The following is a 22,326-nucleotide window of genomic DNA, read 5'->3' as shown; positions in this document are numbered from 1 at the left end:
CACTGGAAGGGGCGCTTTCAAGCTTTGGGGGTAAAGACGCATGAAACGCAAGTCGCGATTTTGGCCTATCCTGCTCGGGTTCACCGTGCTGGTCGCAGCCGGCCTCTATTATGTGGTTCGGATGTTTAGCGTCGATCTTCCTGACTATCCGAAGGTGGACAAGGTCACCTGGCTCGAGCAGAACTGGTCACAATCACAACGCGGTTGGATGCACCATGCCGACCAGGGCACGGTGACCTTCTCGATGCCCTACGAATGGCTGGCGGCGTTGGAGCAGCCCACCTTCACGCTGACAGCCGGGCCGCCCTTCCTGTCCAGCGATTATCTCGACCGCTTCGGCTTCATTACGGCGGATTCATCCGGCCTTCCGGTCGGCTTTGCCCATGGCGGCGATCTTGTCGATCCCAAAACCGCCCAACCGTGGGTCAACCCAGCGACCGGCAGGCCGCTCACCACCGTCGGGCTCACCTGTGCGGCATGCCACACCGGTCGCTTCACTTACAAGGGTACTGCCGTGATGGTCGATGGCGGCCCGGCACTCACCGATCTTGGAAAATTCCGCAAGGCTTCAGGATTGGCCTTGTTCTTCACCCGCTATGCGCCTTTCCGTTTCGACCGCTTCGCCACGGCAGTGCTCGGGCCGCAGGCGGATGAAAAAGCCAGGGCCGTGCTCAAGAAACAGCTCGACAAGGTGCTTGCGGGTGGCAGGATCGAAGTCGATCTCGAAAAGAAGGTGGCCGAAAAAAGTATCGAAGAGGGGTTCGGCCGGTTGGATGCACTCAACCGGATCGGCAACCAGGTCTTCTCGCTCGACCTTGAGCGGCCGGAGAACTACGTCGCTCAATCCGCGCCAGTCGCTTTCCCACATATCTGGGACACGTCCTGGTTCGATTGGGTCCAATACAATGCCTCGATCATGCAGCCGATGGTGCGCAATGCGGGCGAAGCGTTGGGGGTCCGCGCCTTCATCAATCTCACCAAGTCGGAGCAGCCACTCTTTGCCTCGACGGTGAAGGTCGACACGATTTTCGAGATCGAGCAGCAGTTGGCCGGCAAGCAACCGACGGCAGAGAACGGCTTCACCGGCCTGCGTCCCCCGCGTTGGCCTTCCAACCTGTTCGGTTCGATCGATACCAAACTCGCAACCGAGGGCGCCGCAGTTTACGCCGACCGGTGCCAGGGCTGCCACCTGCCACCGGTCGGCAGTGAGGGCTTTTGGGAGCAGAAGCACTGGACGAACGAGAATTCGGCCGGCGAGCGCTATCTCCGCGTGCCCATCATCAACGTCGAGAATATCGGCACGGATCCGGCCCAGGCCCAAAGCATGGCGGAGCGCAAGGTCAAGCTTCCCTCCGAGCTCGGCATCGACACCGACTCGTTCGGCAGCGCGCTCGGCGCGCTCGTCGCAAAGACAGCCGCTCGCTGGTACGACAACCAGACCCCGCCGGTGCCGGCCGAGCAACGGGGGATCATGAATGGCAATCGCCAGAACGGCATCCAGGCGCCGCTTGCCTACAAGGGACGGCCGCTCGACGGCATCTGGGCGACGCCGCCCTTCCTGCACAACGGCTCGGTGCCGACCATCGATGCCCTGCTTTCCCCGGCCGGCGAACGGCCGAAGACGTTCTGGCTCGGCAATCGCGAATACGACCCGGACAAGCTTGGCTATCTAACGGACGAATTGAAGGGTGGCTTCAAGTTCGACACCGCAAAGCCGGGCAACAGCAATGCCGGTCACGAATTCAGCGACACCCCCGGCCCGGGCGTGATCGGCCCGGCGCTGAAGCCGGATGAGAAGGCGGCGCTCATTGCATACCTGAAGACATTGTAGGCAGCCGGCGGCAGCCGTGCACGAACGTCATGGCGCCCGCCGGGATCAATGCGGCGCCGCTCAACTGAGGGAACAGTGATGACCGACGGCTCCAAACCGACCTTCGAAATCGGCATTGCGATGTCGGGCGCGATTTCGGCGGGCGCCTATTCGGCCGGAGTCTTCGACTTTTTGATCCAGGCACTCGACGCATGGGAAAAGGCAAAGGCGGAGGGGGCCCCCGACTTGCCGGAATACGACGTTCGCCTGAAGGCGCTCTCCGGGGCCTCTGCTGGCGCGATCACCGCCGCCATTGGCGTGATCGCCGCCGGCGGCCGCGAGGCTCCCGCGACCTTCCCAAGTCCCGCCCCCGGCAGCCAGAACATCCGCTTCACTCTCGGACGTCTTTACCGGTCCTGGGTGACCCGCCCGACGCTGGTTTCCCCCGACGGCTCACCCGACCTGCTGTCGCTCAAAGACCTGGCGGGCGGGCGGCCCGTCATCTCGGTTTTAAACGCCAACGTGTTGACCGCGATTGGGGCTGAGGCGTTGGAGGCGACGGGTACCCTCAGCCCACGCCCCTATGTCGCCAGTTCGCTCCATTTCTACATGATGCTGTCGAACTTGCGCGGCGTGCCTTACGCGATCCACTTCAGCGGCGGTCAATACAACATGATGACGCACGCCGACCGCGTGCACTACGTGGTCGAGGGCATCGGCACGTGGAAGCCGTCCCCCAGCCCCTTCGCCGACACAGATTCGGGCACGTCGATCGCGGCCACGTCACTGTTCGGCGCAACGGGCGCGTCGACGCGCCCGCCGGAATGGCTTGCCTTCGCCAATGCCGCCCTCGCCTCCGGCGCCTTCCCGATTGGCCTTTCACCGCGCGTGATAGCGACGGCCACCTCGCAATATGCAAAGGCGAAGTTTCCGATTTCCGAGGATCAATCAGAGCTCAAACCAATACCCACGTGGCCGGACGCGTGGCATGTCCCGTCGTCGCAAGACTATCCCTTTTCGTTCGTCTCTGTCGATGGTGGCCTCATCAACAACGACCCGTTCGAATATGTCCGCTTCACCCTGATGAAGGACCCGCCCCGGCCCAATGAACGGAACGCCGAAAAGACCGATCGAGCCGTTATCATGATCGCGCCCTTTCCCGAGGGGCCACCTTTTCTCGGCGATGGCGAACCGCCGCTCGGGGTGCTCAGCATTGCCAGGCGCGTGGTGACGGCGCTCCGCCAGCAGGTACGCTTCAAGCCTGATCAGTTGCTCGCCGTCGCCGCCGAAGGCACCCACAGCCGGTTCATGATCTCGCCACACCGCGTGCCGCCTAGTACGCCCGGCGGCGAGGAGCGGGAGGAGACCTTCTCGATCGCAAGCGGTTTGCTCGGCGGCTTCGGCGGTTTCGTCCTGGAGGCGTTCCGCGACCACGACTACCAGCTCGGCCGCCGTAACTGCCAATATTTCTTGATGCGCCATCTCACCATCGACAAGAACCATCAGACGCTACACGGGCCGGAGGGCGCAGCCGAACGGCGAAACGCGGTGATCAGCAAGACCCTTTCGGACGGCAGCATGCATGACTATGTACCGATCATTCCCCTCGTCGGCGATGCCCTGCCGGAGGTGCCCTATCCTCGCTGGGCGCGAATAGACGAAAACGCCTTCGCATTGCTGGTCAAACGCATCGAGGCGCGACTGGTCGCCGTCGCGCGGCGTCTTGTCAGCACCGAGACGACGAGCGCTCGCATGAAGCTCGGGCTGAACTTCCTGCTGCTCGTCGGCCGGAATAGGATCGTCGACTATATCCGCCTGACACTTCTGCAGGAGCTGGTGATGCGCGACCAGATCGAAGGCTGGCCTCTCCCGGCGGCCGACTTACGGCCGGACTTTGTGCGCGCCGTCCTCGCGGCTCTTCTCGATCCCGCTTTCGACTTGCGCACAGAAGCAGGCATCGCCCGCACCACCAAACTTGATACCTCTCTGGTCCGAGAAATTCTCAGTACCCTCGCCGGCGCCGCGGGTGCGAACTGCCAGGTGTGGCTTGCGCCGTGGACCCGGACCGACGAGCCTTTGCTCTACACCCTGGTTTCACGCCGTCCCTCCTTCCTTGCCACATTACTGCAAGGTCGGACCCCTGCGCGATTATTCGCAAAGCCTGTCGTAGATCGGAAATAGCAAAGACTCGTGCGCTGCGAACTTCAGCAGCCAACTGAGACTTTCCGCTAGAGCATCGGACATTTAATCGGACGCATATCCAGCTTCCTTGAGGTAGTTCCAGCAATCGGTTCTGTTGAAGAGGTCGCAGATGTTGCCGATTGCCTTCCAGAGTGCGTCGAAGGTTCTGGCTGCGGCGGCGCGCAGGTGCGCCTTGAGTTTGGCGAAGGCCATCTCGATAGGGTTGAGGTCCGGACTGTAGGGCGGCAGGAACAGGAACCAGGCGCCCCTGTCTCTGAGGCATTCTGCGGCGCGTGCGCTCTTGTGGAAGGCGAGGTTGTCGAGGATGACGACGTCGCCCTTGGCAAGGGTCGGCGCGAGCTGGGTTTCGACCCAGGTGTCGAAGGCCGGCCGGTTGATCGCCTTCTCGATCACCCAGGGGGCGGTGATGCCATGGCAGCGCAGCCCGGCGATGAAGGTCTGCGTTTTCCAGTGGCCGAACGGCGCATCGGCGATGAGCCTCGTGCCGCGCAGGCTGCGGCCGCGCAGCCGCACCATCTTGGTGTTCACCGAGGTCTCGTCGACGAAGACGAGGCGATGGGGCTCGAGCCGCATCCTCGGCTGGCGCAGCTCGATCCAGACGCGCCGCTCAGCCCGGATCGCCGCGCGTGCGCGCTCCGACGCCATCAGGACTTTTTTTATATGTGAAGCCGCGCCGACACAGGAAACGGGAAAGCTCGGCCGGGGCGGCCTTCATGCCTCGTTCCGCCGAAAGCCGGGCCGCCAGTTCCGGCATGGTGATGTCCGGCTTTGCTTCAACCGCCGCGACCAGGAAAGCCTCGAAAGCCACAAGCCGACCGCCCGGCGGGCGGCCCTGACGGACCGGCGCCGCCGTCCCATGCCGCTCAACGCGCTGCATCAGCTTGACTGCAAAACTCTCACTGACCCCGAAATGGCGCGCCGCAGCACGCCGAGAATGCCCCGCCTCGACAAACCCAACAACGCGATCACGAAGATCCGACGAATAGCTCTTGCCCATGATCCACCTCCCATCACGGTGAATCACAAATCTCCGCAAAAGGGAATCGGGAGGGTTCTGTGAGGTCGCGCAGGGATGGGCTGGCGAACTGACGCCGGGCGCGACCTCATTGAAGCCGGATTGAACTGGCCCGCTGACGCTGGCACGGCGCTATGGATTTAGTGCTGCGGCGTTTGATCTTGGCGCGCCGATATTGATGGCGCGCGCCGCTGCGGCGGGGGCAATGGCCCGGTGCGGCGGCGTCCGGCGCTGGTGTTGTGGGGAACACTGGGGTCTTGAGCGCGGCTTTGGCAGCGCCAGAACCGCAGCGGGATGACGCAGGGGGCACAGATCCGCATCGCACCGACCTGGGCTGATACGGCAAGGCTGTCGGGACCAATGGGCGCGGCGGCAGGCACTCATGACGTGTCGGGCCATGCCCGCGCCCGCGGCAGCCTGGCGGTGATGCGCAGGATGCCGCCGCAGCAGGGACAGACGGAGGGATCGAAGCGGTCGCGCTGGTGCCCGGACTGACTGCCTTCGGCCCGGCGGCGTTGCGGCGGGGCATCGGCCAGCAACCGCCTGATGACGGCGAGGCGGGCGCGGCGGATGCCGTTGGCGAGGAAGCCGTAGTGGCGGATGCGGTGGAAGCCGTCGGGCAGGCAGTGGAGCAGGAAGCGGCGGATGAACTCGTGCGGCGCCAGCGTCATCGAGCGCGGTGCATTGCCATGGCGGTAGTCGCGCCAGCGGAAGGTCACGCCGGTGTCGTCGGCGCTGACGAGGCGGCTGTTGGCGATGGCGACGCGATGGGTGTAGCGGCCGAGATAGGCGAGCACCCGTTCGGGCGATCCGAACGGCGGCTTGGCATAGACGACCCAGCGCTTCTTGCGCAGCGGACGCAGCGCCCGGGCCAAGGCATTGCCGTCGCCAAGCGGTTCAAGGGCGCCGAAGAAACGCAGGCCTCCGGCCGTCTGCGCCGCCTGCAAACGCTCGAGGAACAGGCGGCGGAACAGCCGGGAGAGCACCCGGACCGGCAGGAAGAAACGGCGGCGGCGACAGGCGATCCAGCGTCCGCCATCGGCGGCCAGCACGCCGCCGGGGACGAGGCAGTGGAGGTGCGGGTGATGGGTCAGCGTCTGCCCCCAGGTGTGGAGGATGGCGAGGAAGCCGAGTTCGCCGCCGAGATGCCGGGGATCGGCGGCAATGGTCTTGAGCGTCTCGGCGGCCGCCTCGAACAGGATCGCATAGAGCTGCCGCTTGTTCTGATAGGCGATCGCGGCGATCTCGGCCGGTACGGTGAACACGACATGGAAGTACGGTACCGGCAACAGATCGGCCTGGCGGTCGGTAAGCCAGCGATCGCGCGTGGCACCCTGGCATTTGGGGCAATGGCGGTTGCGGCAGGAGTTGTAGGCGACGCGGCTCAAGGCGCAGTCGTCGCAGGTCTCGACATGGCCGCCGAGCGCCGCCGTCCGGCACAGCGCGATCGCCGCCATGACGCGGCGTTCCCCCCGGCCGAGATGACCGTCATGGGTACGACGATAAGCGGGGCCATGGCGGCGGAAGATATCCGCCACCTCCAGCGCCGGTCGCATGGCGCGATCTCAGACCGGCGGCACGACCTCGAGGCGCAGCCGGTCGAGCGGGCTCTCGGTCCGGGCGATCGTCGTTGTCGCCACCTGGGTGTAGTGCGCCGTCGTCGACAGGTGGGTGTGTCCGAGCAGCACCTGAATGATGCGGATATCGACGCCGCTCTCGAGCAGATGGGTGGCAAAGCTGTGCCGCAGCGTGTGCACGCTGACCCGCTTGGTCAATCCCGCCGCCTTGGTCGCCGACCGGCAGGCGGCATAAAGCACCTGCACATCGATCGGCTTGTCGCCCCGTCCGGGAAACAGCCAATCCTTGGGGCGCGCCAGCCGCCAATAGGTGCGCAGGATGCCAAGCAGCTGCGGCGACAGCATCACCGTGCGATCCTTGGCGCCCTTGCCGTGACGGACCTGGATCACCATGCGCTGGCTGTCGATGTCGGCCACCTTCAGGCTCACCGCCTCCGAGGCGCGCAGTCCGGCGGCATAGGCGGTCGTCAGCGCCGTGCGCGCCTTCAAGGACGGCACCGCTTCGAGAAACCGCACGACCTCGTCGGCGCTCAAGATCGCCGGCAGCTTGCGCGGCGTGCGCGCATAGGCAATTCGCTCGGGAAGCTCCGCCCGGTCCAGCGTCACGCCGTAAAAGAACCGCAGCGCGCAAACCGTCTGGTTGAGCGCCGGCCAGGAGACGCCCTGCGACACCAGGTACACCTGGAAAGCGCGCACATCCTCCAGCCCCAGCCGATCCGGCGAGCGGCCGAAATAACGGCTGAACTTTGTCACTGCATGCAGGTAGGATCGTTGCGTGGCCGGCGACAGGTTGCGGAGCGTCATGTCGTCGATCATGCGGCGGCGCAGCGGGTTCACCGCTGCCGGGGCGTCGGTCATCGGTCGGTCTCCTGGTCAAGGGTTGGTTCTCAACACCCCAACATCCCATCAGGAGACCGCGCCTCCAAACCCGACCTATCCCGCGTCAGCGGGTTAGTTCAATCCTTCGATTCCGGATTTCAATCCGATGCTCTAGTTGACGAAGCCTAACTTGGCCGCCGGTTGAAGCGATGATCTCCTTCTCAAGATCGTATAGTGCTGTCGGTCTTGAAAGACGGTCCCTCTTCCTCGCGTCCTCCATCGACGACTTGCACCGTTACTTGGTGATCTCATCACCACCGGCAGGCCGCTGATCACGAAGTGTTTGCTGGGGGTGAGCTTCGTCGGCGATCGCCATGAGTTCATCAAGCGTTAACGCATCACCAGAACGCTCCTTGAGATCGATGGTCGCCTTGATCGCCTTCAATTCGCCTGCGCTCGACTGATCGGCCAATTCCCCAGGCAACTGCACGAACGCGGCGTCCTTTCCTGTCATCTGGATGCAGTTCTTCCCAGCCGCACACTTCTCTCCGGGAACGAGATAGCCCCAGCGTGGACCAAAGGCATAGACGGCGTAGAACAGCAATTTCGCTTTCGGTTTCTCCAAGCCGCTGGCCAGCATGGCGTCATAGAAGACGCGATGCGTCTCTTTCCAAGTTCGAACGTGCCTGTCGCAGTACATGGATGACGGCTGCACGAATATAGCCGTCTTCCCATGGGGAACCGACAAACGGTTGCAATAGCGGCGGAATCGAAGCGCCGTCAGTCTTCGTCTCCTTGTTGGTCTGCCAACCCACTCCGTTCAAATCGACATATCCGAAATCTGCCTTGAGCAGCTTATGGCTTGCGTCACCGGGAATGTCGACAAGTCCGAAACTGCCGGTAAAGCAATTCCGGTCTTTGTTGGACTGGCAGAAATTAACCGCCAAAGTGCTGCTGGCACTGACTGCAACGCCAACCGCTGCAAGAAGCATTGCAACCATAGTTTTCATGAAAGCCCCTTCCATTTGAACGCGAGATTAGCAACTTTGCGTCTACAATCAACGCTAAATGGTATCGGATAAACTCGCTCCATGAAGATTGCGCGGCTCGGCTGAACAAGCGCGTTGCATTTCATTACTTGGCTGGCGGCCTTCCGGAAATAAAGCCCCACAGCGAGGATTTCCGCAACCTGGTGCTCGACCTGGTGCGTGAGCATTACCTGGATTTCGGACCGACGCTGGCGGCCGAGAAGCTGATCGAACGCCACCGGCTTGCCGGTATCCCCACGGTGACGGCCGTCTTGTGATGTGATGCCGAACATTGGAAGTCCTGGTGGTAGCACTGGGAGTAGTCCTATGACGAAGCAGCATATTGAGGTGATCACGTCGGTCGAGCGTCGCCGGCATTGGTCTCGCGAAGAGAAAGAACGGCTGGTAGCGGCGGCGTTAGAGCCTGGAACCGTTGTTTCGGATGTGGCGCGCTCGGCCGGGATTCATGTCAGTCAGCTATTCCGGTGGCGCAAAGAGCTCTGCCAAATGTCAGCGCCGTCCGTGCCTCCATTCATTCCGATTGAGGTCGTCGCGGCGTTGCCAGCGCCTGATCCTTTGGAGACGACACCGGCACCACGGGCGCGCAAGAAGCCAAGTATCGTGACGATCGAGCTTGGCCGCGGCCGGCGCATTCGAGTGGAGAGTGATGTTGACACCGAAGCTCTGGGCCGCATCCTCGATGTCGTGGAACGGCGATGATCCCGGTTCCGAGCGGCGTAAAGGTCTGGCTGGCGACGGGCTATACGGACATGCGGAGGGGATTTCCTGGCCTGTCGCTGATGGTGCAGGAGACACTGAAGCGTGATCCGCATAGCGGCCATTTGTTCTGCTTCCGCGGCAGGAAGGGCGGCCTAATCAAGGTGATCTGGCACGACGGCCAGGGTGCCTGCCTGTTCACGAAGAAGCTTGAGCGCGGCCGCTTTATCTGGCCGTCAGCGGCCGACGGCACGGTGGTGATCACGCCGGCGCAGCTCGGCTATCTGCTCGAAGGAATCGACTGGCGAATGCCGCAAAAAACCTGGCGTCCGAGCTCTGCTGGATAGTGGAAATGGCTGGAAAGGTCGGAGCGAATATGATTCCATCTCGCCATGACCGATGCGGCCGATCAGCTTCCCGACGACCTTGCCAGCGCGCATGCGATGATCCTCGCCGAGCGCGCGGCACGCCGTGAAGCCGAGGCCGTTGCTGCCCGAGCCCAGGCAGTGAACTCGCATTCGGATGCGCTGATTGCCAGGTTGAGGCTGGAGATCGAGAAGCTCAAGCGCGACATTCATGGCAGCCGCTCGGAGCGCAAGGCGCGGCTTCTTGAGCAGATGGAATTGCAGCTCGAAGAGTTGGAGGCGGACGCCAGCCAGGACGAATTGGCCGCTGAACTGGCGGCACGATCCTCGACGGTTCGGGCCTTCGAGCGCAAGCGTCCATCGCGCAAGCCGTTTCCGGAGCACCTGCCGCGCGAACGCGTCGTCATTGCTCCGCCAACAAGCTGCCCATGCTGCGGCTCGGCCAAGCTGGCGAAACTGGGCGAGGACATTGCCGAGACGCTGGAAGTGATCCCGCGCCAGTGGAAGGTCATCCAGACGGTGCGCGAGAAGTTCTCCTGCCGCGAATGCGAGAAGATCGCCCAGCCACCGGCCCCTTTCCATGTGACGCCGCGCGGTTTTGCAGGGCCAAACCTGCTGGCGATGATCCTGTTTGAGAAGTTCGGCCAGCATCAACCGCTGAACCGGCAAAGTGAACGCTATGCCCGCGAGGGTGTCGACCTCAGCCTCTCGACGCTTGCCGACCAGGTGGGGGCTTGCGCCGCGGTCTTGAAGCCCTTGCACGGATTGATCGAGGCGCATGTGCTGACCGCCGAGCGTCTACATGGCGATGACACGACCGTGCCGATCCTGGCGAAGGGCAAGACCGATACCGGGCGGATTTGGACCTATGTCAGGGACGATCGGCCGTTCAGCGGAACGTCGCCGCCAGCCGCCCTCTACTATGCCTCCCGCGATCGGCGGCAGGAACATCCCGAGCGCCATCTAAAGACCTTCACCGGCATTCTGCAGGCCGACGCCTATGGCGGCTACAACCCGCTCTTCAAAATGGACCGCGATTCTGGTCCGCTGACCCAGGCATTGTGCTGGTCGCATTCGCGTCGCAAGTTCTTCGTGCTTGCCGACATCGCCACCAACGCCAAACGGGGAAAGAACGCCACGCCGATCTCGCCGGTGGCGCTCGAGGCCGTGAAACGGATCGATGCCCTGTTCGATATCGAGCGTGACATCAATCGTCTCGCTGCAAGTGAAAGACTGGCGCGACGCCAGCGGGACAGCCGTCGTCTTGTCGAAGAGCTTGAGGCCTGGATGCGGGCCGAGCGGACAAAGCTGTCGCGCAGCTCTCCGGTCGCCGAGCCGATCGACTACATGCTAAAGCGCTGGGAGGGCTTTACGTCCTTCCTGGGCGACGGTCGGATTTGCCTGACCAACAATGCCGCCGAACGCGCTCTGCGCGGCTTCGCTCTCGGCAGGAAGTCGTGGCTGTTTGCGGGTTCTGATCGTGGTGCTGATCGCGCCGCCTTCATGGCGACGATGATCATGACGGCCAAGCTCAACGACGTCGATCCGCAGGCTTGGCTTGCCGACGTTCTCGCGCGTATCGCTGACACGCCGACAACAAAGCTTGCAGAGCTGCTGCCGTGGAATTGGACAGGTCCGCGGCCTATGATGGCTTTGGCATCATGACCGTCGATCGCATCGCCAGGCTACATATCCAACTCGACGATATCGAGCCTTTGATCTGGCGCAGGGTCGAGGTTCCACTCACGATGAGCTTGAAGGGGCTCCACGATGTCATTCAGGCCGTGATGCTGTTCGAGGATTATCATCTGTTCGAGTTCGAGGCTGGTGGGCGATGTTACGATGTGCCGGATCCAGAAGACCTCTACGAACGCAAAACCTTTGCTGCTCGCAACGTCCGCATAGCGGCACTCATCGAGCGTGGGATCGCGACCTTTAGCTACACCTATGACTTTGGTGATAACTGGCGGCACACTATCACGGTCGAGGCAGTGGAGGATGGAAACCCCAGCATCGAATATCCGCGCTTCATCGATGGTGAGCGCAGAGCGCCGCCGGAAGATGTTGGCAGCACCTCGGGGTTCGAGGAATTCCTGAACGTCATGGCGAAGCCACGGCATGCGCAGCATCGAGAGTTCGTGCGTTGGTATGGTGGCCGCTTCGACCCAGAAGATTTAAGCGTTGATATCATTCAAGACCGTGTCGCTAAAATTGCCCGCCGTCGGACACTTGGAAAAGCTGGATTTGCGAAGAGCCAAAACCAGCAGCACTGACCAAATCTGAAAACACAGAACGAGGCATCATGGGCTACCGCAACTCTGCCCTCTACACCCTGAAATATGTCGCCGCGATGCTTGATGAGGACGAAGACTTCTTGCGAGAATGTTCGATTGAGATGTTCTCTGAAGATGGCTGCTTGTGGGCATATGATGACTATCCGGCCTCGGAGCTCAGCGAGCACATCATCTTGTTCACCCAAGTGGGGATCGAAAACCTTCAACAGATTATCCGCAATCTTCGCGGAATTGGCGACCCGCCATCGAAACCAGTGGCAGAAAGAAATCGCAAAAAGCCTCGGCTACTGCGGTCCTGACCGGATGGTTACTCCTTGCCGTCAGCAAGGAGACGCTGCGTCAGTGGATGATGGAAGCCGGCATCTGGGTGTTGCGACGCGAACGCAAGAAGCGGGTTTTCCAGCCGCGCGGCCGGCGCGATTGCTTCGGCGAACTCATTCAGATCGACGGCTCGCCGGGGACAGATAAAAAGTCGATCGTGCTGCCAATTTTATCGACGGCGCGGTAAAGGTATGTCCATTGACCACGGACTTTCACACGCGCCAACTTGTCGACTGCAGCCGACGCCGGTGCCAACGCAGCCGCTTTTCGATCTCCGGCGCGTATTTCTAGCCCAGCGAAAGATCGTGTAGTGATCGACAGGCACGCCCCTTCCAACGTCATTTGTTCAAGACCCCTCCCAGATTCGGGTTTGTCTTTGATCCACGTCAAGGATTACTCCTTCAAACCCTGTAGCCTCTCTTATGGGTTCAGTGAAATACGCCATGAACAGACTCATCAGGCTTATCGGCGATTGCGCCGCGCTTCTGCTCTGACTACCGAGCCGTGCTTTCTCGTGTCTGGGATCGGCGACGGCATTCGGGGACTACGCGCACCACCTTCGTTTGCGGCGGTAAGTGCGTCAACTGGGGATCCGACGAGCCGTTAAAGAATCGAGAGGCGATCAGCTTGAGCTTTCTTGAAACAAGTTTGCAGCTGTTTCGGCAAAAGTATGCGCCTGACTTAGGTGCTGAACAATACGCTCACCACACTGGAGTCGACCGGAATGGCAATCCAATGAGTGGCGCGTTGTTATGGGCTAAGGCTGAAGCCCAGAGGATCAGTAATGTGCTCGTCACTGGCACAACCAATATGGTGGATGCTGAACTCAAGTTAGCCCAAAAACTTCACGGGAGAGTCAGAGATTATGTTCAATGGCATCACCAGGACGAACGATGTCGTAAAGGAATTTCGGTTCTGGAGTATGGGCCTGGAACAGTGCGAGCCTTCCAACAGAAAACGCTTCCGCTTGTTATACCAACGAGCGCCGTTTCCGACTCTCAGGGATTCCCACGGGGCTTCGAATCTGAATCCATGCAGCAAACGGGAGGTTTGCGATGGGTTCAGCAATTTTGTTGCGTGATGATTTCGATGGGCGTGCTCTTCGACAGCTCGCACGGCAAACGAAGGATGCCAACCAGGCGCGGCGGTTGCTGGCGCTCGCCGAGATTTATGACGGCGGCTCGCGCTCGGATGCGGCACGGATCGGCAGCGTGACGCTGCAGATCGTCCGTGACTGGGTGCTGCGGTTCAATGCGCGCGGCCCCGACGGGCTGGTGAACGGCAAAGCACCCGGCGGCCGAGCGAAGCTGAACGTCGCTCAGCGCCATGCGCTGGCGAAGATCGTCGAAAGCGGCCCGATCCCTGCGATCCACGGTGTCGTCCGCTGGCGGCGCAAGGACCTGGTGCAGTGGATATTCCAGGAATTCCGCATCGCGATGGACGAGACGACTGTCGGCCGTGAGTTGAAGGCGCTCGGCTTCGCCAAGCTGTCGGCCCGCCCGCGCCACTACGCCCAGAACGAGCTGGAGGCAGAAGCTTTTAAAAAGACTTCCCCGCCGCTCTGGCGGAAATCCGAGGCCGGCTCCCGCGCGGCACCGACCTCGAGCTCTGGTGGGCCGACGAAGCGCGCATAGGCCAGAAGAACAAGATCACGCGGCGGTGGGCGCGTCGCGGAACCAGACCCTCCGCACCCTTGGATCAGCGCACCATGTGGGCCTACATCTTCGGGGCCGTCTGCCCGCGGAAGGGAAAGGGTGCGGGCCTTGTCCTGCCCTATTGTGATACCGAAGCCATGCAGCAGCATCTCGCCGAGATCAGCCAGGCCGTCGATGAGGGAGCGCATGCCGTGCTCATCCTCGATCAGGCCGGATGGCACGTCACGCCGAAGCTCAAAGTGCCGGACAACATCACCCTGATGTTCCTGCCGCCTCGTTCGCCGGAACTGAACCCCGTGGAAAACGTCTGGCAGTTCCTGCGCGACAACTGGCTCTCGAACCGCATCTTCAAAGACTACGACGACATCGTCGCCCATTGCTGCGCCGCGTGGAACAAGCTCGTCGACCAGCCGTGGAAGATCATGTCCATCGGACTCCGCGAATGGGCGCATCGGTCATGATCACCGCTCGTTGGTATTATAGGTCTGCGAGGCGAAACCTCACGTTGCACGCTCGTCGACCGGTCAAGAGAATTCCTCGGGGACATAGCACAGTTGTCATCCGCTTTAGGGTTGAAAATCGAGTTCATACGCGGCGATATATTCTCTGGACGACGCTATTTTTCGACGATGAAGCGGCATTTATTGTCATGTTTGGCCGGACATTTGGAAATCTTGCTGTCCCAACAAATGATACGCACCCCATGGAAGCGGTCGTCGAGACGCTGAAGAAGATATCGAATAGTGCGAAGAGGTGCTGGGTTGCGATCTCAATTGGCTCAGATTTGAGGAGGGATGTGGCGAAGTCCTACTATGAAGCGCATCCTGAATTTCAGCTAAATGTGTTCTATAGAATGAAGGCAGAGCTGCCGGTCGACGGCAATTTCGATCCAGAGGCATTTGAGTATGAGCCGGATGTTATTGGTGGAGACCAATTCATGCAAGTCATACATACAGCGGTGGTCAAAAAGAACCTGGACTTTTGCATTGGCGGCAAGGATATCATCCTATTAAGTGGCGAGCGACTGCATCTGAAGAACTCTTTTTGTTTCTCTGAGTCGTTTTTCAAAAAATGTGCACACCGAGCGGGTTTTGTGCCAATAGATGTGCTCTCAGACGACGCCGGCTCAGCCATTCACGTGTTGCAGAAGGTGAATTAAACAAAACAGAAAGTGACCAGGAGTGATGTCAAGAGACAATGGGACCAGCGGCTCAGCGGCGCCTCGCCTTCGTCGATGCGCACGCTGACTTCGCCTTCCTGCTCCGCCTGAGCCAAGTGCGGAAAAGAGGTCGATGGCGGCGCCCTCGGGTGCAACAGGCGCAGCGAGTTCCAGCCGGTGCTCCACGATGACCTCTGAGCCTTGGTGGAGCACCGGCCGCTTTGATCCAGAGTTTGGGCGATGGCGAGTAAGCGAGTTAGGAAGCAACCAGAGTGTATCATAATTGGCTTGATCGTTGGGACGAGCGGCGGGCGCGGCGCGGTGAGGAAGCGAAGAAAGTAACGAATTTCATCCTCGACGCCGGCCGGGCCTTTCCGGCCGAGAAGAGGATAGAAACTATCGACGAGTTTTGTGTCCTTGCGGACCAGGCCCTGTCTGATTCATATGTGGACGCCCCCTATGGCAAGGGCTTTTTGTCGGGTGGTTTGATCGGTTGCTTTCATATGTCCGGCCTGTTTGTGCGGTATGAAGTTTGACCGCTGGCCCTGATGGAAATCCGCCGATGAGGACCCTGATCAAGCTGGCGCGCGTTTGAAGCGCATTGAATCAGACGGGTTGGCCTCACCATTGGCTCGATCGTTACACATCATCGACTGCCGTTACCAATTCCGGTTCTCTGGGATTGAACTCAGGCGATCATTTCATGGGCCCGATAGGCTTCCTTGCGGGTCAGCACGACCCATGCGATCCGCGCGAGTTTATTGGCGAGGGCAACGGAGACCAGCCTGAACGGCTTTTTCTCCAGGAGCTTTCTGATCCAGTTCGCCAGGGGCGTTGCCTTGTCCTTCGTATGACGGATAACGGCGGTGGCGCCGACGACGAGCAACCTCCGCAAGTATCGGTCTCCCTGCTTGGAGATGCCGCCGAGCTGGGTTTTTCCTCCGGTCGAACACTGCTGCGGCGTCAGGCCGAGCCAGGCGGCAAATTGCCTGCCGGAGCGGAATTGCTCGGGATCGGTGACGGTGGCGGCGACCGCCGTGGCTGTGACTATGCCGAGGCCGGGGATAGCGGAGAGCCGGCGACTGGCCTCGCTGTCGGCATGCCAAGCGAGAAGTTGCTGATCCAGCGCAGCGATCTCATCGGCAAACACCAGGATCTGCCGGATCAGAATGTCCAGCGTGGTCCGGGCATAGGAGGGCAAGCTGCTCTCGCCAGACAGCGCTTGCTGCGCCAACTTTGCCAGATTGGCAATGCCTGGATTGGCGACTAAGCCGAGTTCAGCCAGATGCGCCCGCAACGCATTTGCGACCATGGTGCGTTGGCGAACGAGCAGCGACCTGGCGCGATGAGTCATGAGAATGCTCTGCTGCGCCACCGTCTTCACAGGCACGAACCGCATCGTCGGGCGCTGCACGGCTTCGCAGATTGCCTCGGCATCCAGCGCGTCGCTCTTGCCGCGTTTGACATAGGGCTTCACGTAGGATGGGGGAATGAGCCGGACCTCGTGCCCCATGGCGGCGAGCGTCCGAGCCCAATGGTGCGCTGTGCCACACGCTTCCATTCCGATTAGGCAGGGTGGCAGCTTCGAGAAGAACGGCAGCATCTGCTTGCGATGCAGCCGTTTCACCAGCACGGTTGCGCCTGTCTCATCGACACCATGCGCCTGAAACACGCTCTTGGCCAAATCCAATCCAACGGTCGTGATCTGCATTGTCAACGCTCCTCTTTTGCTGCGGGTAACTGGCCGGCATCATAGCGGCAACCGCCGGCGCGGGGGCGTCCACATCATCAAGGTGCCAAACAGCAACGCGTCCGCCTGTTCGCTGCGCCAGACCTTCAGCCGGCGCTGAAGTGTTCGAAGCAGTTTGTCGGGGTAATCGCCGGGATACTCGGCCTGCAGTCGCGACAGAAGTTCGCTGCCGGTCCGCCATGGTTCGGCTTCGAACCAATTTCGCACGTCGGTAGTCGCCTCGACGAGAGCACGACGCCGCCGTCCTCTTTTGGTTTTCGCAAGCGGGCGATCCGTCCGCCGGTAGCTCTCTCTTTCCAGTCCGCAAACTCGCCAGGAAAAGGTCGATCGGCTGATCTACCCCGTCAGAGCGCATGGCCGGCGGAGTGTCGGCAAACGCAGCGAGTCGCTCCTGCACGGGCGCGGATATCGCGCAAATAGCGGGACAGGATCTAGCCCGGCGTAGATTTCCTGCAGACGGGAGCGGCTACATCTGACGCGTGAGCGTCGGCAACCAGACGCTGATGCGGCGTAGCCGATAATCTGCCACGGCTCGTCCTCCTATGATTAGGATCGGGTCGGCTCATCCGAGCAACCTTGGAAGTGCAGTGTAGGACGAGCCACTCGGCCACGAAGACAGACATACAGTGTTACGATTAATGTCAGGTTGAGGCTCGTCCTATGTACGACAATGTTGGACACGCGAGACCGCTGCTTGAGTCATTTCGTTGCATTAAGAAGAGTTCTTCCTTTTGGCACGCATATTGCTTCTAGGCATTTGCAGGACACGTCACGGACCCACCTTATCGCGCAGAGATTTCGACATGTTAGCCAATGGTTTCTGCCGAGCCCGCCTTCCGATCATCAAGGGGTGGATCGTTTCAGATGCAGACGTAACCGGCTGCGCGCGCCTGGTCGAGCCGAGGCAGCACAGGGGCATATCTCGCAGTCGAGCCCGGGCCGGCGGCACGACGGCGCCCGAGAACCTCCCCGCCGTGGCGACCTTCGACTCGCTTTATCAAGCGCGATTTGGATCAGACATTCGGGAGCTTGCTTGTCGAATCTTCTCTAATGCCGATTGCCGCAACCACGCCGAAGCCGAGGCAGTAAACTGAGCGTCTGGCGGGGGATTGGATATATGCAACAGGAGGAACTTAAATCATGGCTCACTCTTCGGACCTCGCCCTGTTCCGCCACCGCATCGCCGAGGCACTCCCTTCGGCCAATATTCCAACCCTATTACTCCTTCTGTATCAGTTCACGGGAAAAGAATACTGGCTCACCCCACCGTTTCTTCCCGTAAAGAGTGTCTGGGGCGACAACGATTCAGGGGGCTCGCGGCCGAATTACAGACGGAGATTCGTAATGCAGCACTGGACGCCATCATCTGTTGGCACAGCGGCGCACCAGTCACCAAGCAGGACCTGTCGGAAGAAGAGTTGATCCGCATGCTGACTGTGTCGGAGGCCGAGCCTATCCCGCCAGAATACGCTGACATGATGCTTCATAAGCTACGGAGATATGCAGGCGCCATTCCGGACCCCGTGTCCTTGCCGAAAGGATTTCGTGTACTCATCATCAGGGCGGGCATGTCCGGTGTCGCAGCGGCAATTCGGTTAAGACAATTGGGCATTTCCTACATCCAGGTCGAAAAGCAAGACAGCACCGGCGGGGTCTGGCACGCACATCACTATCCTGGCTGTGGAGTGGACACGCCGGGGCATCTCTACTCGTACACTCTTGCCAGTGGCAACTGGAGCACGTTCTTCCCGTTGCAAAAGGAAATCGACGACTATTTCAACCGTGTTGCCCGGGACTTTGGGATCGAGAGTTCCATCCGCTACGGCACGGAGTGCCTGGTCACCCGCTATGACGAAGAGAGCCTAACTTGGCACTCCCGGTTACGTCTGCCCAACGGCACGGAAGAAACCCTCGTGACCAATGTGGTCCTCTCGGCGGTGGGGGGCTTCACCACGCCGAAATGGCCCAACCTTTCGGGCCTGCGCAACTTCGACGGCCCGGTGGTGCACACCTCGGAATGGGATCCAGAAGTCGCGCTCGACGGTAAACGTGTGGCCGTGATTGGCAATGGCGCTTCGGCAATGCAGGTTGTTCCCGCCATCGCAGATCGGGTGGGTGCCTTGACAATCTTCCAACGCTCACGTCAATGGGTGGCGCCCTTCCCGAAATTTCAAAAACCGGTCCTGGAACCGATGCAGTTCTTGTTCCGCGAGGTGCCACACTATGAATGGCTGTACAGGCTCCGCCTGAGTTGGATTTACGACAGTGAAGTGCATGAGGCCCTGCACAAGGATCCGGCCTGGCCGCATCCGGACCGTTCCGTGAATGCGGTTAACGACCGCGACCGCGAGACTTACACACAATACATCGAGGGACAGCTGGCGGGGCGCCCTGATCTTATCGCCAAGGTCATCCCGTCGTACCCTCCATTCGGCAAGCGGATGCTCCTGGACAACGGCTGGTACAGAACCCTACTAAAGCCGCATGTTACGCTGGTAGACGGAGCTGCTGCGCGTGTTGAGGGCAGGTCGATCCATGCGATTGATGATGAAACGCATGAGGCAGAACTTATTATCGTCGCCTCAGGCTACGATACGACACGATATCTACTTCCGGTTGAGGTAATCGGACGCAATGGTCGGACGGTACGTGACGTCTGGGACGATGATGACTGTCAGGCTTATCTTGGCACCGTTGTGGCGGGGTTCCCAAATTTCTTCATGCTCTATGGTCCCAATACGGCGCTCGGCCATCGCGGCAGCTTCATCTTCACGATCGAGAGCCAAATCGATTATGTACTAAGTGTTCTGCGCCAGATGGGCGAGAAGAGACTTGTCGAAGTAGAATGCCGGCAAGATATATATCAACATTACAACCGGAAAATCCAACAAATGCACCAGCAGATGATCTGGAGCCATGAGGGTATGTCCACCTTTTTCCGCAACGACCGGGGCCGAATCGTGACAAACAGCCCTTGGCGTCTGGTCGATTATTGGAAGTTGCTGAAGGAGGCGGATCTCGATGACTACCGTACCATGCCGCAAGTTGATTCCCGATTAGAGACTTCGGGTGTACCGCGAGAGGGCGTTCAACGCCCCGGCTCGCGACTCCGGCGTCGACCTTCTTGACGCGGCGGCTACGGTCAGCAATCGAATGGCGACCGCCGGGTGAGGCCCCCTTCGGCGGTCATATCGAGTGTCTGATCGGCACTCAGACGGGAAAAATCCGCCTCCTGCCAGCCACGACGTTCAGCAAGGCGCAGAAGCTTGACGCGCACAATTCCAAGGGGCATTCGGCCCTCACTTTGCGCGACGCCATGTACCTTCAAACGCCGTCCGGCCGGGCACCGTGACGTGCAACCGGCGAATATCTCCCCTGAGGGGAGTGCACTGCAAGCACCGCGAAAATACGTTTGATTAGTCCGTCCATATGACGAAAAGATGTGATGGAAACTCACCGGACCCGTCCTGCCCACCGCCGAATGCGGCTCAAGGCGAAAACGAGAAAGTGCGTTGTCAATGACTGCGTGTCCTCAGGTCTTCAACCTTTACGTCGCTGTCGAAAACATAGCCCGCACCCCGCTGGGTACGCATATACTGCACGCTCCGGCCCGGGCCCCTGCCCCAGCTTGCGACGAAGGCGCAGGATTTGAACATGGGTAACGTCATCCCCTGGTCGCATTCGCCGGCACCATCAATCCATCGGCCGGCAGTGTAAGTGTCTTTGTGCCACTGGAGCATGCGGTACTCGCCCGCGAAATGGCAAGTGTCGAATGGACGACAATGTTCGCCCACTATAGTCTCGGGACGCTTGCAAGCGTCTCCGACGTGGCCGCGCCTTGCCGCCTGTTTTGTACCGCCATGCTGCCGATAATCAGCAGACGCCTAGCGTGCGCTCGCCCACTATCGAGATCGGCCGAGCTTCTGCTTGCCGCCCGTCGATTTCCGCAGCGGGGCAAGCCCGAGCCGCCAGCCAGCAGTGCGCAAAGTCGCCGACCAGATCAGGCCAAAGGTGCCCAAGCTCGCCTCAATCATGGATCATGCCGAAGAGGACGTGCTGGCCTACATGACCTTTCCACAAGCAGCACTGGGCCAAGTTGCACTCGACCCGATCGAGCGCCTCAACGGCGAGATCAAGCAACGCACCGAGGTCGTCGGCATCTTCCCCAACGACGACGCCATCGCGCGTCTCGTCGGCGCATTGCTGTTGGAGCAGAACGACGTGTATGGACCGCTCCCTGTTTGCAAGGCGAAATTGAACATAACGGCAGACACGGTTCTTGCGGTCGTGTATCCGGCCTGTTTACGCGAGCCACTCGGCCGCAGGCCTTGATGGTATTCGCGGATCGGCGGCCAGACAAATGGACGAGCTCATCTGGCTCGCATCGTTTCATGGGCCTTTGCCGAACCCGGATCATACCGGTTGCCATCACATTCGATTACCCTCGCAAGCCAGCACTGATCATAGGAACAGTGCTGAAGCTGCTATGCTGCAGACGGTGTCGCAGCAATTGGTTTGCGATACTTCTCATCCCGCGTCAGCATTGCCCATAAGGCGCGTGCCGTTTTGTGCGCGACTGCGACAGCGGTGACGTTCGTCGGTCTGCGTGCCGCGAGGGCAAGCAGCCACGGACGAGGCGGCACGTTTTTGCGGAACAGCGTTCCGACAATCGCTCTCGCGCCATGGATGAGAAGCGCCCGCAGATATCTGTCACCTCCCTTGCTAATCCTGCCGATACGCTCCTTCCTCCCGCTCGCATGCATCCTCGGAGTCAGCCCGAGCCAGGCCGCAAAGTGCCGGGCGGATTGGAACTGACAACCGTCTCCCACAGCTGCGACGATGGCGCTCGCAGTGATTGGGCCTACGCCGGGTGCAGTCGCCAGCCGGCGGCTATCTTCGTTGTTCTTGTGCCACTCGACAATTTGTCGTTCGACAGCAGCGATCTGTTCTTCGAGCATATCGATATGATCGAAGAGGGTATTGATAGCTTGGCAGGCGATCGCCGGCAGGTGGTCTGGCGTCATTGCGTTCGTTCGCTGCCGCAGCTCTGACATGCGGTAGCGGCCTTTTGCGGCGATGAGCCCAAACTCACCGACCAATCCACGAACAGCATTGATCGATGCTGTTCGTTGCCGAACCAGCAATGAACGAGATCGATGCAAAGCGAGCACGGCTTGCTGGTCTCGGGTCTTGATTGGAACGAAGCGCATGTTTGGCCGAGTCGCCGCCTCGCATATCGCCTCTGCGTCTGCGGCGTCGGTCTTATTCCGTTTGACACAGGGTTTGACATATTGCGGCGGAATGAGCCGAACGTCGTGACCAATCGTGACCAGCTCGCGAGCCCAGTGATGAGCGCTCGAGCATGCTTCCATCGCAATCAGACAAGGCGGCAGCTTAGCGAAAAACGCGAGCAACTCGCTTCGTCCAAGGCGTCGGCGTAGAACGGTTTGACCGGCGTCATCAACGCCGTGAGCTTGGAAGACTGTCTTTGCGAGATCAAGACCAACGGCAACAACAGGCATGGAAACATTCCTCCTTGGCTAAAAGACGCCCGCCATCTTCGCTGAGGGGAAGGGAGCGGTCCATGCCATCAAATGGGCGGTGCAGCGGTCCA

General features: G+C 60.5%; 19 protein-coding genes and 6 pseudogenes. 15 read left to right on the top strand and 10 right to left on the bottom strand.

Going from position 1 to position 22,326, the window contains the following annotated elements; genetic code table 11:
• The first annotated feature begins 40 nt into the window (after nt 1-40).
• On the top strand, nt 41-1,831 hold the full coding sequence (locus SJ05684_RS28295; RefSeq protein ID WP_014857747.1) for a di-heme-cytochrome C peroxidase: 1,791 nt from the start codon (nt 41-43) through the stop codon (nt 1,829-1,831).
• Nucleotides 1,832-1,909: 78 nt separating this feature from the next.
• Nucleotides 1,910-3,991 carry a patatin-like phospholipase family protein gene (locus SJ05684_RS28290; protein WP_015633459.1) on the top strand — a complete coding sequence of 694 codons (2,082 nt, stop codon included), beginning with the start codon at nt 1,910-1,912 and terminating at the stop codon, nt 3,989-3,991.
• A 63-nt stretch (nt 3,992-4,054) separates the two neighbouring features.
• Here the strand turns inward: SJ05684_RS28290 and SJ05684_RS28285 are convergent.
• From SJ05684_RS28285 to SJ05684_RS30785, 5 genes are all read right to left on the bottom strand, one after another.
• A protein-coding gene (locus SJ05684_RS28285; protein WP_086018849.1) for an IS630 family transposase occupies nt 4,055-5,009 on the bottom strand; the annotation gives its coding sequence in 2 pieces (ribosomal slippage) (nt 4,055-4,660 and nt 4,662-5,009; 954 coding nt in all).
• 398 nt (nt 5,010-5,407) lie between these two features.
• A complete protein-coding gene (locus tag SJ05684_RS28280; protein ID WP_037437088.1) occupies nt 5,408-6,583 on the bottom strand; it encodes an IS91 family transposase in 1,176 nt (391 codons plus the stop codon).
• Between the two features lie 9 nt (nt 6,584-6,592).
• Complete coding sequence (locus SJ05684_RS28275) at nt 6,593-7,462, bottom strand: tyrosine-type recombinase/integrase (protein WP_014857771.1); 870 nt, start codon at nt 7,460-7,462, stop codon at nt 6,593-6,595.
• Between the two features lie 256 nt (nt 7,463-7,718).
• On the bottom strand, nt 7,719-8,063 hold the full coding sequence (locus SJ05684_RS30790; protein WP_014857773.1) for a hypothetical protein: 345 nt from the start codon (nt 8,061-8,063) through the stop codon (nt 7,719-7,721).
• 4 nt (nt 8,064-8,067) lie between these two features.
• A complete protein-coding gene (locus SJ05684_RS30785; protein WP_014857774.1) occupies nt 8,068-8,433 on the bottom strand; it encodes a DUF1353 domain-containing protein in 366 nt (121 codons plus the stop codon).
• A gap of 128 nt (nt 8,434-8,561) precedes the next feature.
• On the opposite strand from SJ05684_RS30785, the gene SJ05684_RS29890 reads away from it, so the two are divergent.
• The 7 genes and pseudogenes from SJ05684_RS29890 to SJ05684_RS28240 form a co-directional block, all read left to right on the top strand.
• On the top strand, nt 8,562-8,729 hold the full coding sequence (locus tag SJ05684_RS29890; RefSeq protein ID WP_014857776.1) for a hypothetical protein: 168 nt from the start codon (nt 8,562-8,564) through the stop codon (nt 8,727-8,729).
• 49 nt (nt 8,730-8,778) lie between these two features.
• Entirely contained in the window at nt 8,779-9,171 is a 393-nt protein-coding gene (gene tnpA, locus SJ05684_RS28265) for an IS66-like element accessory protein TnpA (protein ID WP_014330939.1), read from the top strand.
• A complete protein-coding gene (tnpB, locus tag SJ05684_RS28260) occupies nt 9,168-9,515 on the top strand; it encodes an IS66 family insertion sequence element accessory protein TnpB (protein WP_014330938.1) in 348 nt (115 codons plus the stop codon). The genes tnpA and tnpB overlap by 4 nt, the downstream gene beginning before the upstream one ends.
• 45 nt (nt 9,516-9,560) lie before the next feature.
• Nucleotides 9,561-11,198: an IS66 family transposase gene (tnpC, locus tag SJ05684_RS28255; protein ID WP_014330937.1), complete on the top strand. Its 1,638-nt coding sequence runs from the start codon at nt 9,561-9,563 to the stop codon at nt 11,196-11,198.
• The gene (locus SJ05684_RS28250; RefSeq protein ID WP_014857805.1) at nt 11,195-11,806 is read left to right on the top strand and encodes a plasmid pRiA4b ORF-3 family protein; all 612 of its coding nucleotides are present in this window, start codon (nt 11,195-11,197) and stop codon (nt 11,804-11,806) included. Before tnpC ends, SJ05684_RS28250 begins: the two co-directional genes overlap by 4 nt.
• A gap of 29 nt (nt 11,807-11,835) precedes the next feature.
• Nucleotides 11,836-12,126: a hypothetical protein gene (locus SJ05684_RS28245; protein WP_014330935.1), complete on the top strand. Its 291-nt coding sequence runs from the start codon at nt 11,836-11,838 to the stop codon at nt 12,124-12,126.
• A gap of 14 nt (nt 12,127-12,140) precedes the next feature.
• A pseudogene (locus tag SJ05684_RS28240) lies at nt 12,141-12,281 on the top strand (ISNCY family transposase); the annotation flags it as partial.
• A 14-nt stretch (nt 12,282-12,295) separates the two neighbouring features.
• On the opposite strand, the pseudogene SJ05684_RS28235 reads toward SJ05684_RS28240, so the two are convergent.
• Nucleotides 12,296-12,479, bottom strand: a pseudogene (locus SJ05684_RS28235) (DDE-type integrase/transposase/recombinase); the annotation flags it as partial.
• 724 nt (nt 12,480-13,203) lie between these two features.
• Between SJ05684_RS28235 and SJ05684_RS28225 the strand changes: the two are divergent.
• The 3 genes and pseudogenes from SJ05684_RS28225 to SJ05684_RS28210 form a co-directional block, all read left to right on the top strand.
• Nucleotides 13,204-14,264, top strand: a protein-coding gene (locus SJ05684_RS28225; protein ID WP_085939171.1) for an IS630 family transposase whose coding sequence is annotated in 2 segments (ribosomal slippage) — nt 13,204-13,696 and nt 13,696-14,264 — 1,062 coding nt in all. Because the reading frame shifts where the segments join, the coding sequence is not laid out codon by codon here.
• Nucleotides 14,246-14,962, top strand: coding sequence for an L-histidine N(alpha)-methyltransferase (locus SJ05684_RS28220; RefSeq protein WP_244426760.1), 717 nt, complete (start codon nt 14,246-14,248; stop codon nt 14,960-14,962). Before SJ05684_RS28225 ends, SJ05684_RS28220 begins: the two co-directional genes overlap by 19 nt.
• A gap of 272 nt (nt 14,963-15,234) precedes the next feature.
• A pseudogene (locus SJ05684_RS28210) lies at nt 15,235-15,432 on the top strand (hypothetical protein); the annotation flags it as partial.
• Between the two features lie 218 nt (nt 15,433-15,650).
• Here SJ05684_RS28210 and SJ05684_RS28205 read toward each other — a convergent pair.
• Both SJ05684_RS28205 and SJ05684_RS30170 read right to left on the bottom strand, forming a co-directional pair.
• A complete protein-coding gene (locus SJ05684_RS28205; protein ID WP_014328393.1) occupies nt 15,651-16,673 on the bottom strand; it encodes an IS110 family RNA-guided transposase in 1,023 nt (340 codons plus the stop codon).
• A gap of 39 nt (nt 16,674-16,712) precedes the next feature.
• Nucleotides 16,713-17,227 (bottom strand): annotated as a pseudogene (locus SJ05684_RS30170) (ISNCY family transposase); the annotation flags it as partial.
• A gap of 912 nt (nt 17,228-18,139) precedes the next feature.
• On the opposite strand from SJ05684_RS30170, the gene SJ05684_RS28190 reads away from it, so the two are divergent.
• Nucleotides 18,140-19,840: a flavin-containing monooxygenase gene (locus SJ05684_RS28190; RefSeq protein WP_014858075.1), complete on the top strand. Its 1,701-nt coding sequence runs from the start codon at nt 18,140-18,142 to the stop codon at nt 19,838-19,840.
• Between the two features lie 14 nt (nt 19,841-19,854).
• Here SJ05684_RS28190 and SJ05684_RS30165 read toward each other — a convergent pair whose 3' ends face one another.
• Nucleotides 19,855-20,004, bottom strand: a complete 150-nt coding sequence (locus SJ05684_RS30165) for a hypothetical protein (protein WP_161623565.1) — start codon at nt 20,002-20,004, stop codon at nt 19,855-19,857.
• A 379-nt stretch (nt 20,005-20,383) separates the two neighbouring features.
• On the opposite strand from SJ05684_RS30165, the pseudogene SJ05684_RS30780 reads away from it, so the two are divergent.
• Both SJ05684_RS30780 and SJ05684_RS28175 read left to right on the top strand, forming a co-directional pair.
• Nucleotides 20,384-20,569: pseudogene (locus SJ05684_RS30780) on the top strand (MFS transporter); the annotation flags it as partial.
• A gap of 124 nt (nt 20,570-20,693) precedes the next feature.
• Nucleotides 20,694-20,933 (top strand): annotated as a pseudogene (locus SJ05684_RS28175) (transposase); the annotation flags it as partial.
• A gap of 263 nt (nt 20,934-21,196) precedes the next feature.
• Here SJ05684_RS28175 and SJ05684_RS28170 read toward each other — a convergent pair.
• Complete coding sequence (locus SJ05684_RS28170) at nt 21,197-22,234, bottom strand: IS110 family RNA-guided transposase (RefSeq protein ID WP_014858080.1); 1,038 nt, start codon at nt 22,232-22,234, stop codon at nt 21,197-21,199.
• Between the last annotated feature and the right edge of the window lie 92 nt (nt 22,235-22,326).

The sequence above is a fragment of the Sinorhizobium sojae CCBAU 05684 genome (assembly GCF_002288525.1).
Classification (GTDB): Bacteria; Pseudomonadota; Alphaproteobacteria; order Rhizobiales; family Rhizobiaceae; genus Sinorhizobium; species Sinorhizobium sojae.
This window is presented reverse-complemented; position numbering and strand designations above follow the sequence as displayed.

Excerpts from the sequence above, each read along its gene's own strand:
- SJ05684_RS28295 (WP_014857747.1), top strand. The coding sequence starts at position 41 with ATGAAACGCAAGTCGCGATTTTGGCCTATCCTGCTCGGGTTCACCGTG.
- SJ05684_RS28290 (WP_015633459.1), top strand. The coding sequence starts at position 1,910 with ATGACCGACGGCTCCAAACCGACCTTCGAAATCGGCATTGCGATGTCG.
- SJ05684_RS28280 (WP_037437088.1), bottom strand. The coding sequence starts at position 6,583 with ATGCGACCGGCGCTGGAGGTGGCGGATATCTTCCGCCGCCATGGCCCC.
- SJ05684_RS28275 (WP_014857771.1), bottom strand. The coding sequence starts at position 7,462 with ATGACCGACGCCCCGGCAGCGGTGAACCCGCTGCGCCGCCGCATGATC.
- SJ05684_RS30790 (WP_014857773.1), bottom strand. The coding sequence starts at position 8,063 with ATGCTGGCCAGCGGCTTGGAGAAACCGAAAGCGAAATTGCTGTTCTAC.
- SJ05684_RS30785 (WP_014857774.1), bottom strand. The coding sequence starts at position 8,433 with ATGAAAACTATGGTTGCAATGCTTCTTGCAGCGGTTGGCGTTGCAGTC.
- tnpA (WP_014330939.1), top strand. The coding sequence starts at position 8,779 with ATGACGAAGCAGCATATTGAGGTGATCACGTCGGTCGAGCGTCGCCGG.
- tnpB (WP_014330938.1), top strand. The coding sequence starts at position 9,168 with ATGATCCCGGTTCCGAGCGGCGTAAAGGTCTGGCTGGCGACGGGCTAT.
- tnpC (WP_014330937.1), top strand. The coding sequence starts at position 9,561 with ATGACCGATGCGGCCGATCAGCTTCCCGACGACCTTGCCAGCGCGCAT.
- SJ05684_RS28250 (WP_014857805.1), top strand. The coding sequence starts at position 11,195 with ATGACCGTCGATCGCATCGCCAGGCTACATATCCAACTCGACGATATC.
- SJ05684_RS28245 (WP_014330935.1), top strand. The coding sequence starts at position 11,836 with ATGGGCTACCGCAACTCTGCCCTCTACACCCTGAAATATGTCGCCGCG.
- SJ05684_RS28220 (WP_244426760.1), top strand. The coding sequence starts at position 14,246 with ATGGGCGCATCGGTCATGATCACCGCTCGTTGGTATTATAGGTCTGCG.
- SJ05684_RS28205 (WP_014328393.1), bottom strand. The coding sequence starts at position 16,673 with ATGCAGATCACGACCGTTGGATTGGATTTGGCCAAGAGCGTGTTTCAG.
- SJ05684_RS28190 (WP_014858075.1), top strand. The coding sequence starts at position 18,140 with ATGCTGACTGTGTCGGAGGCCGAGCCTATCCCGCCAGAATACGCTGAC.
- SJ05684_RS30165 (WP_161623565.1), bottom strand. The coding sequence starts at position 20,004 with ATGCCCCTTGGAATTGTGCGCGTCAAGCTTCTGCGCCTTGCTGAACGT.
- SJ05684_RS28170 (WP_014858080.1), bottom strand. The coding sequence starts at position 22,234 with ATGCCTGTTGTTGCCGTTGGTCTTGATCTCGCAAAGACAGTCTTCCAA.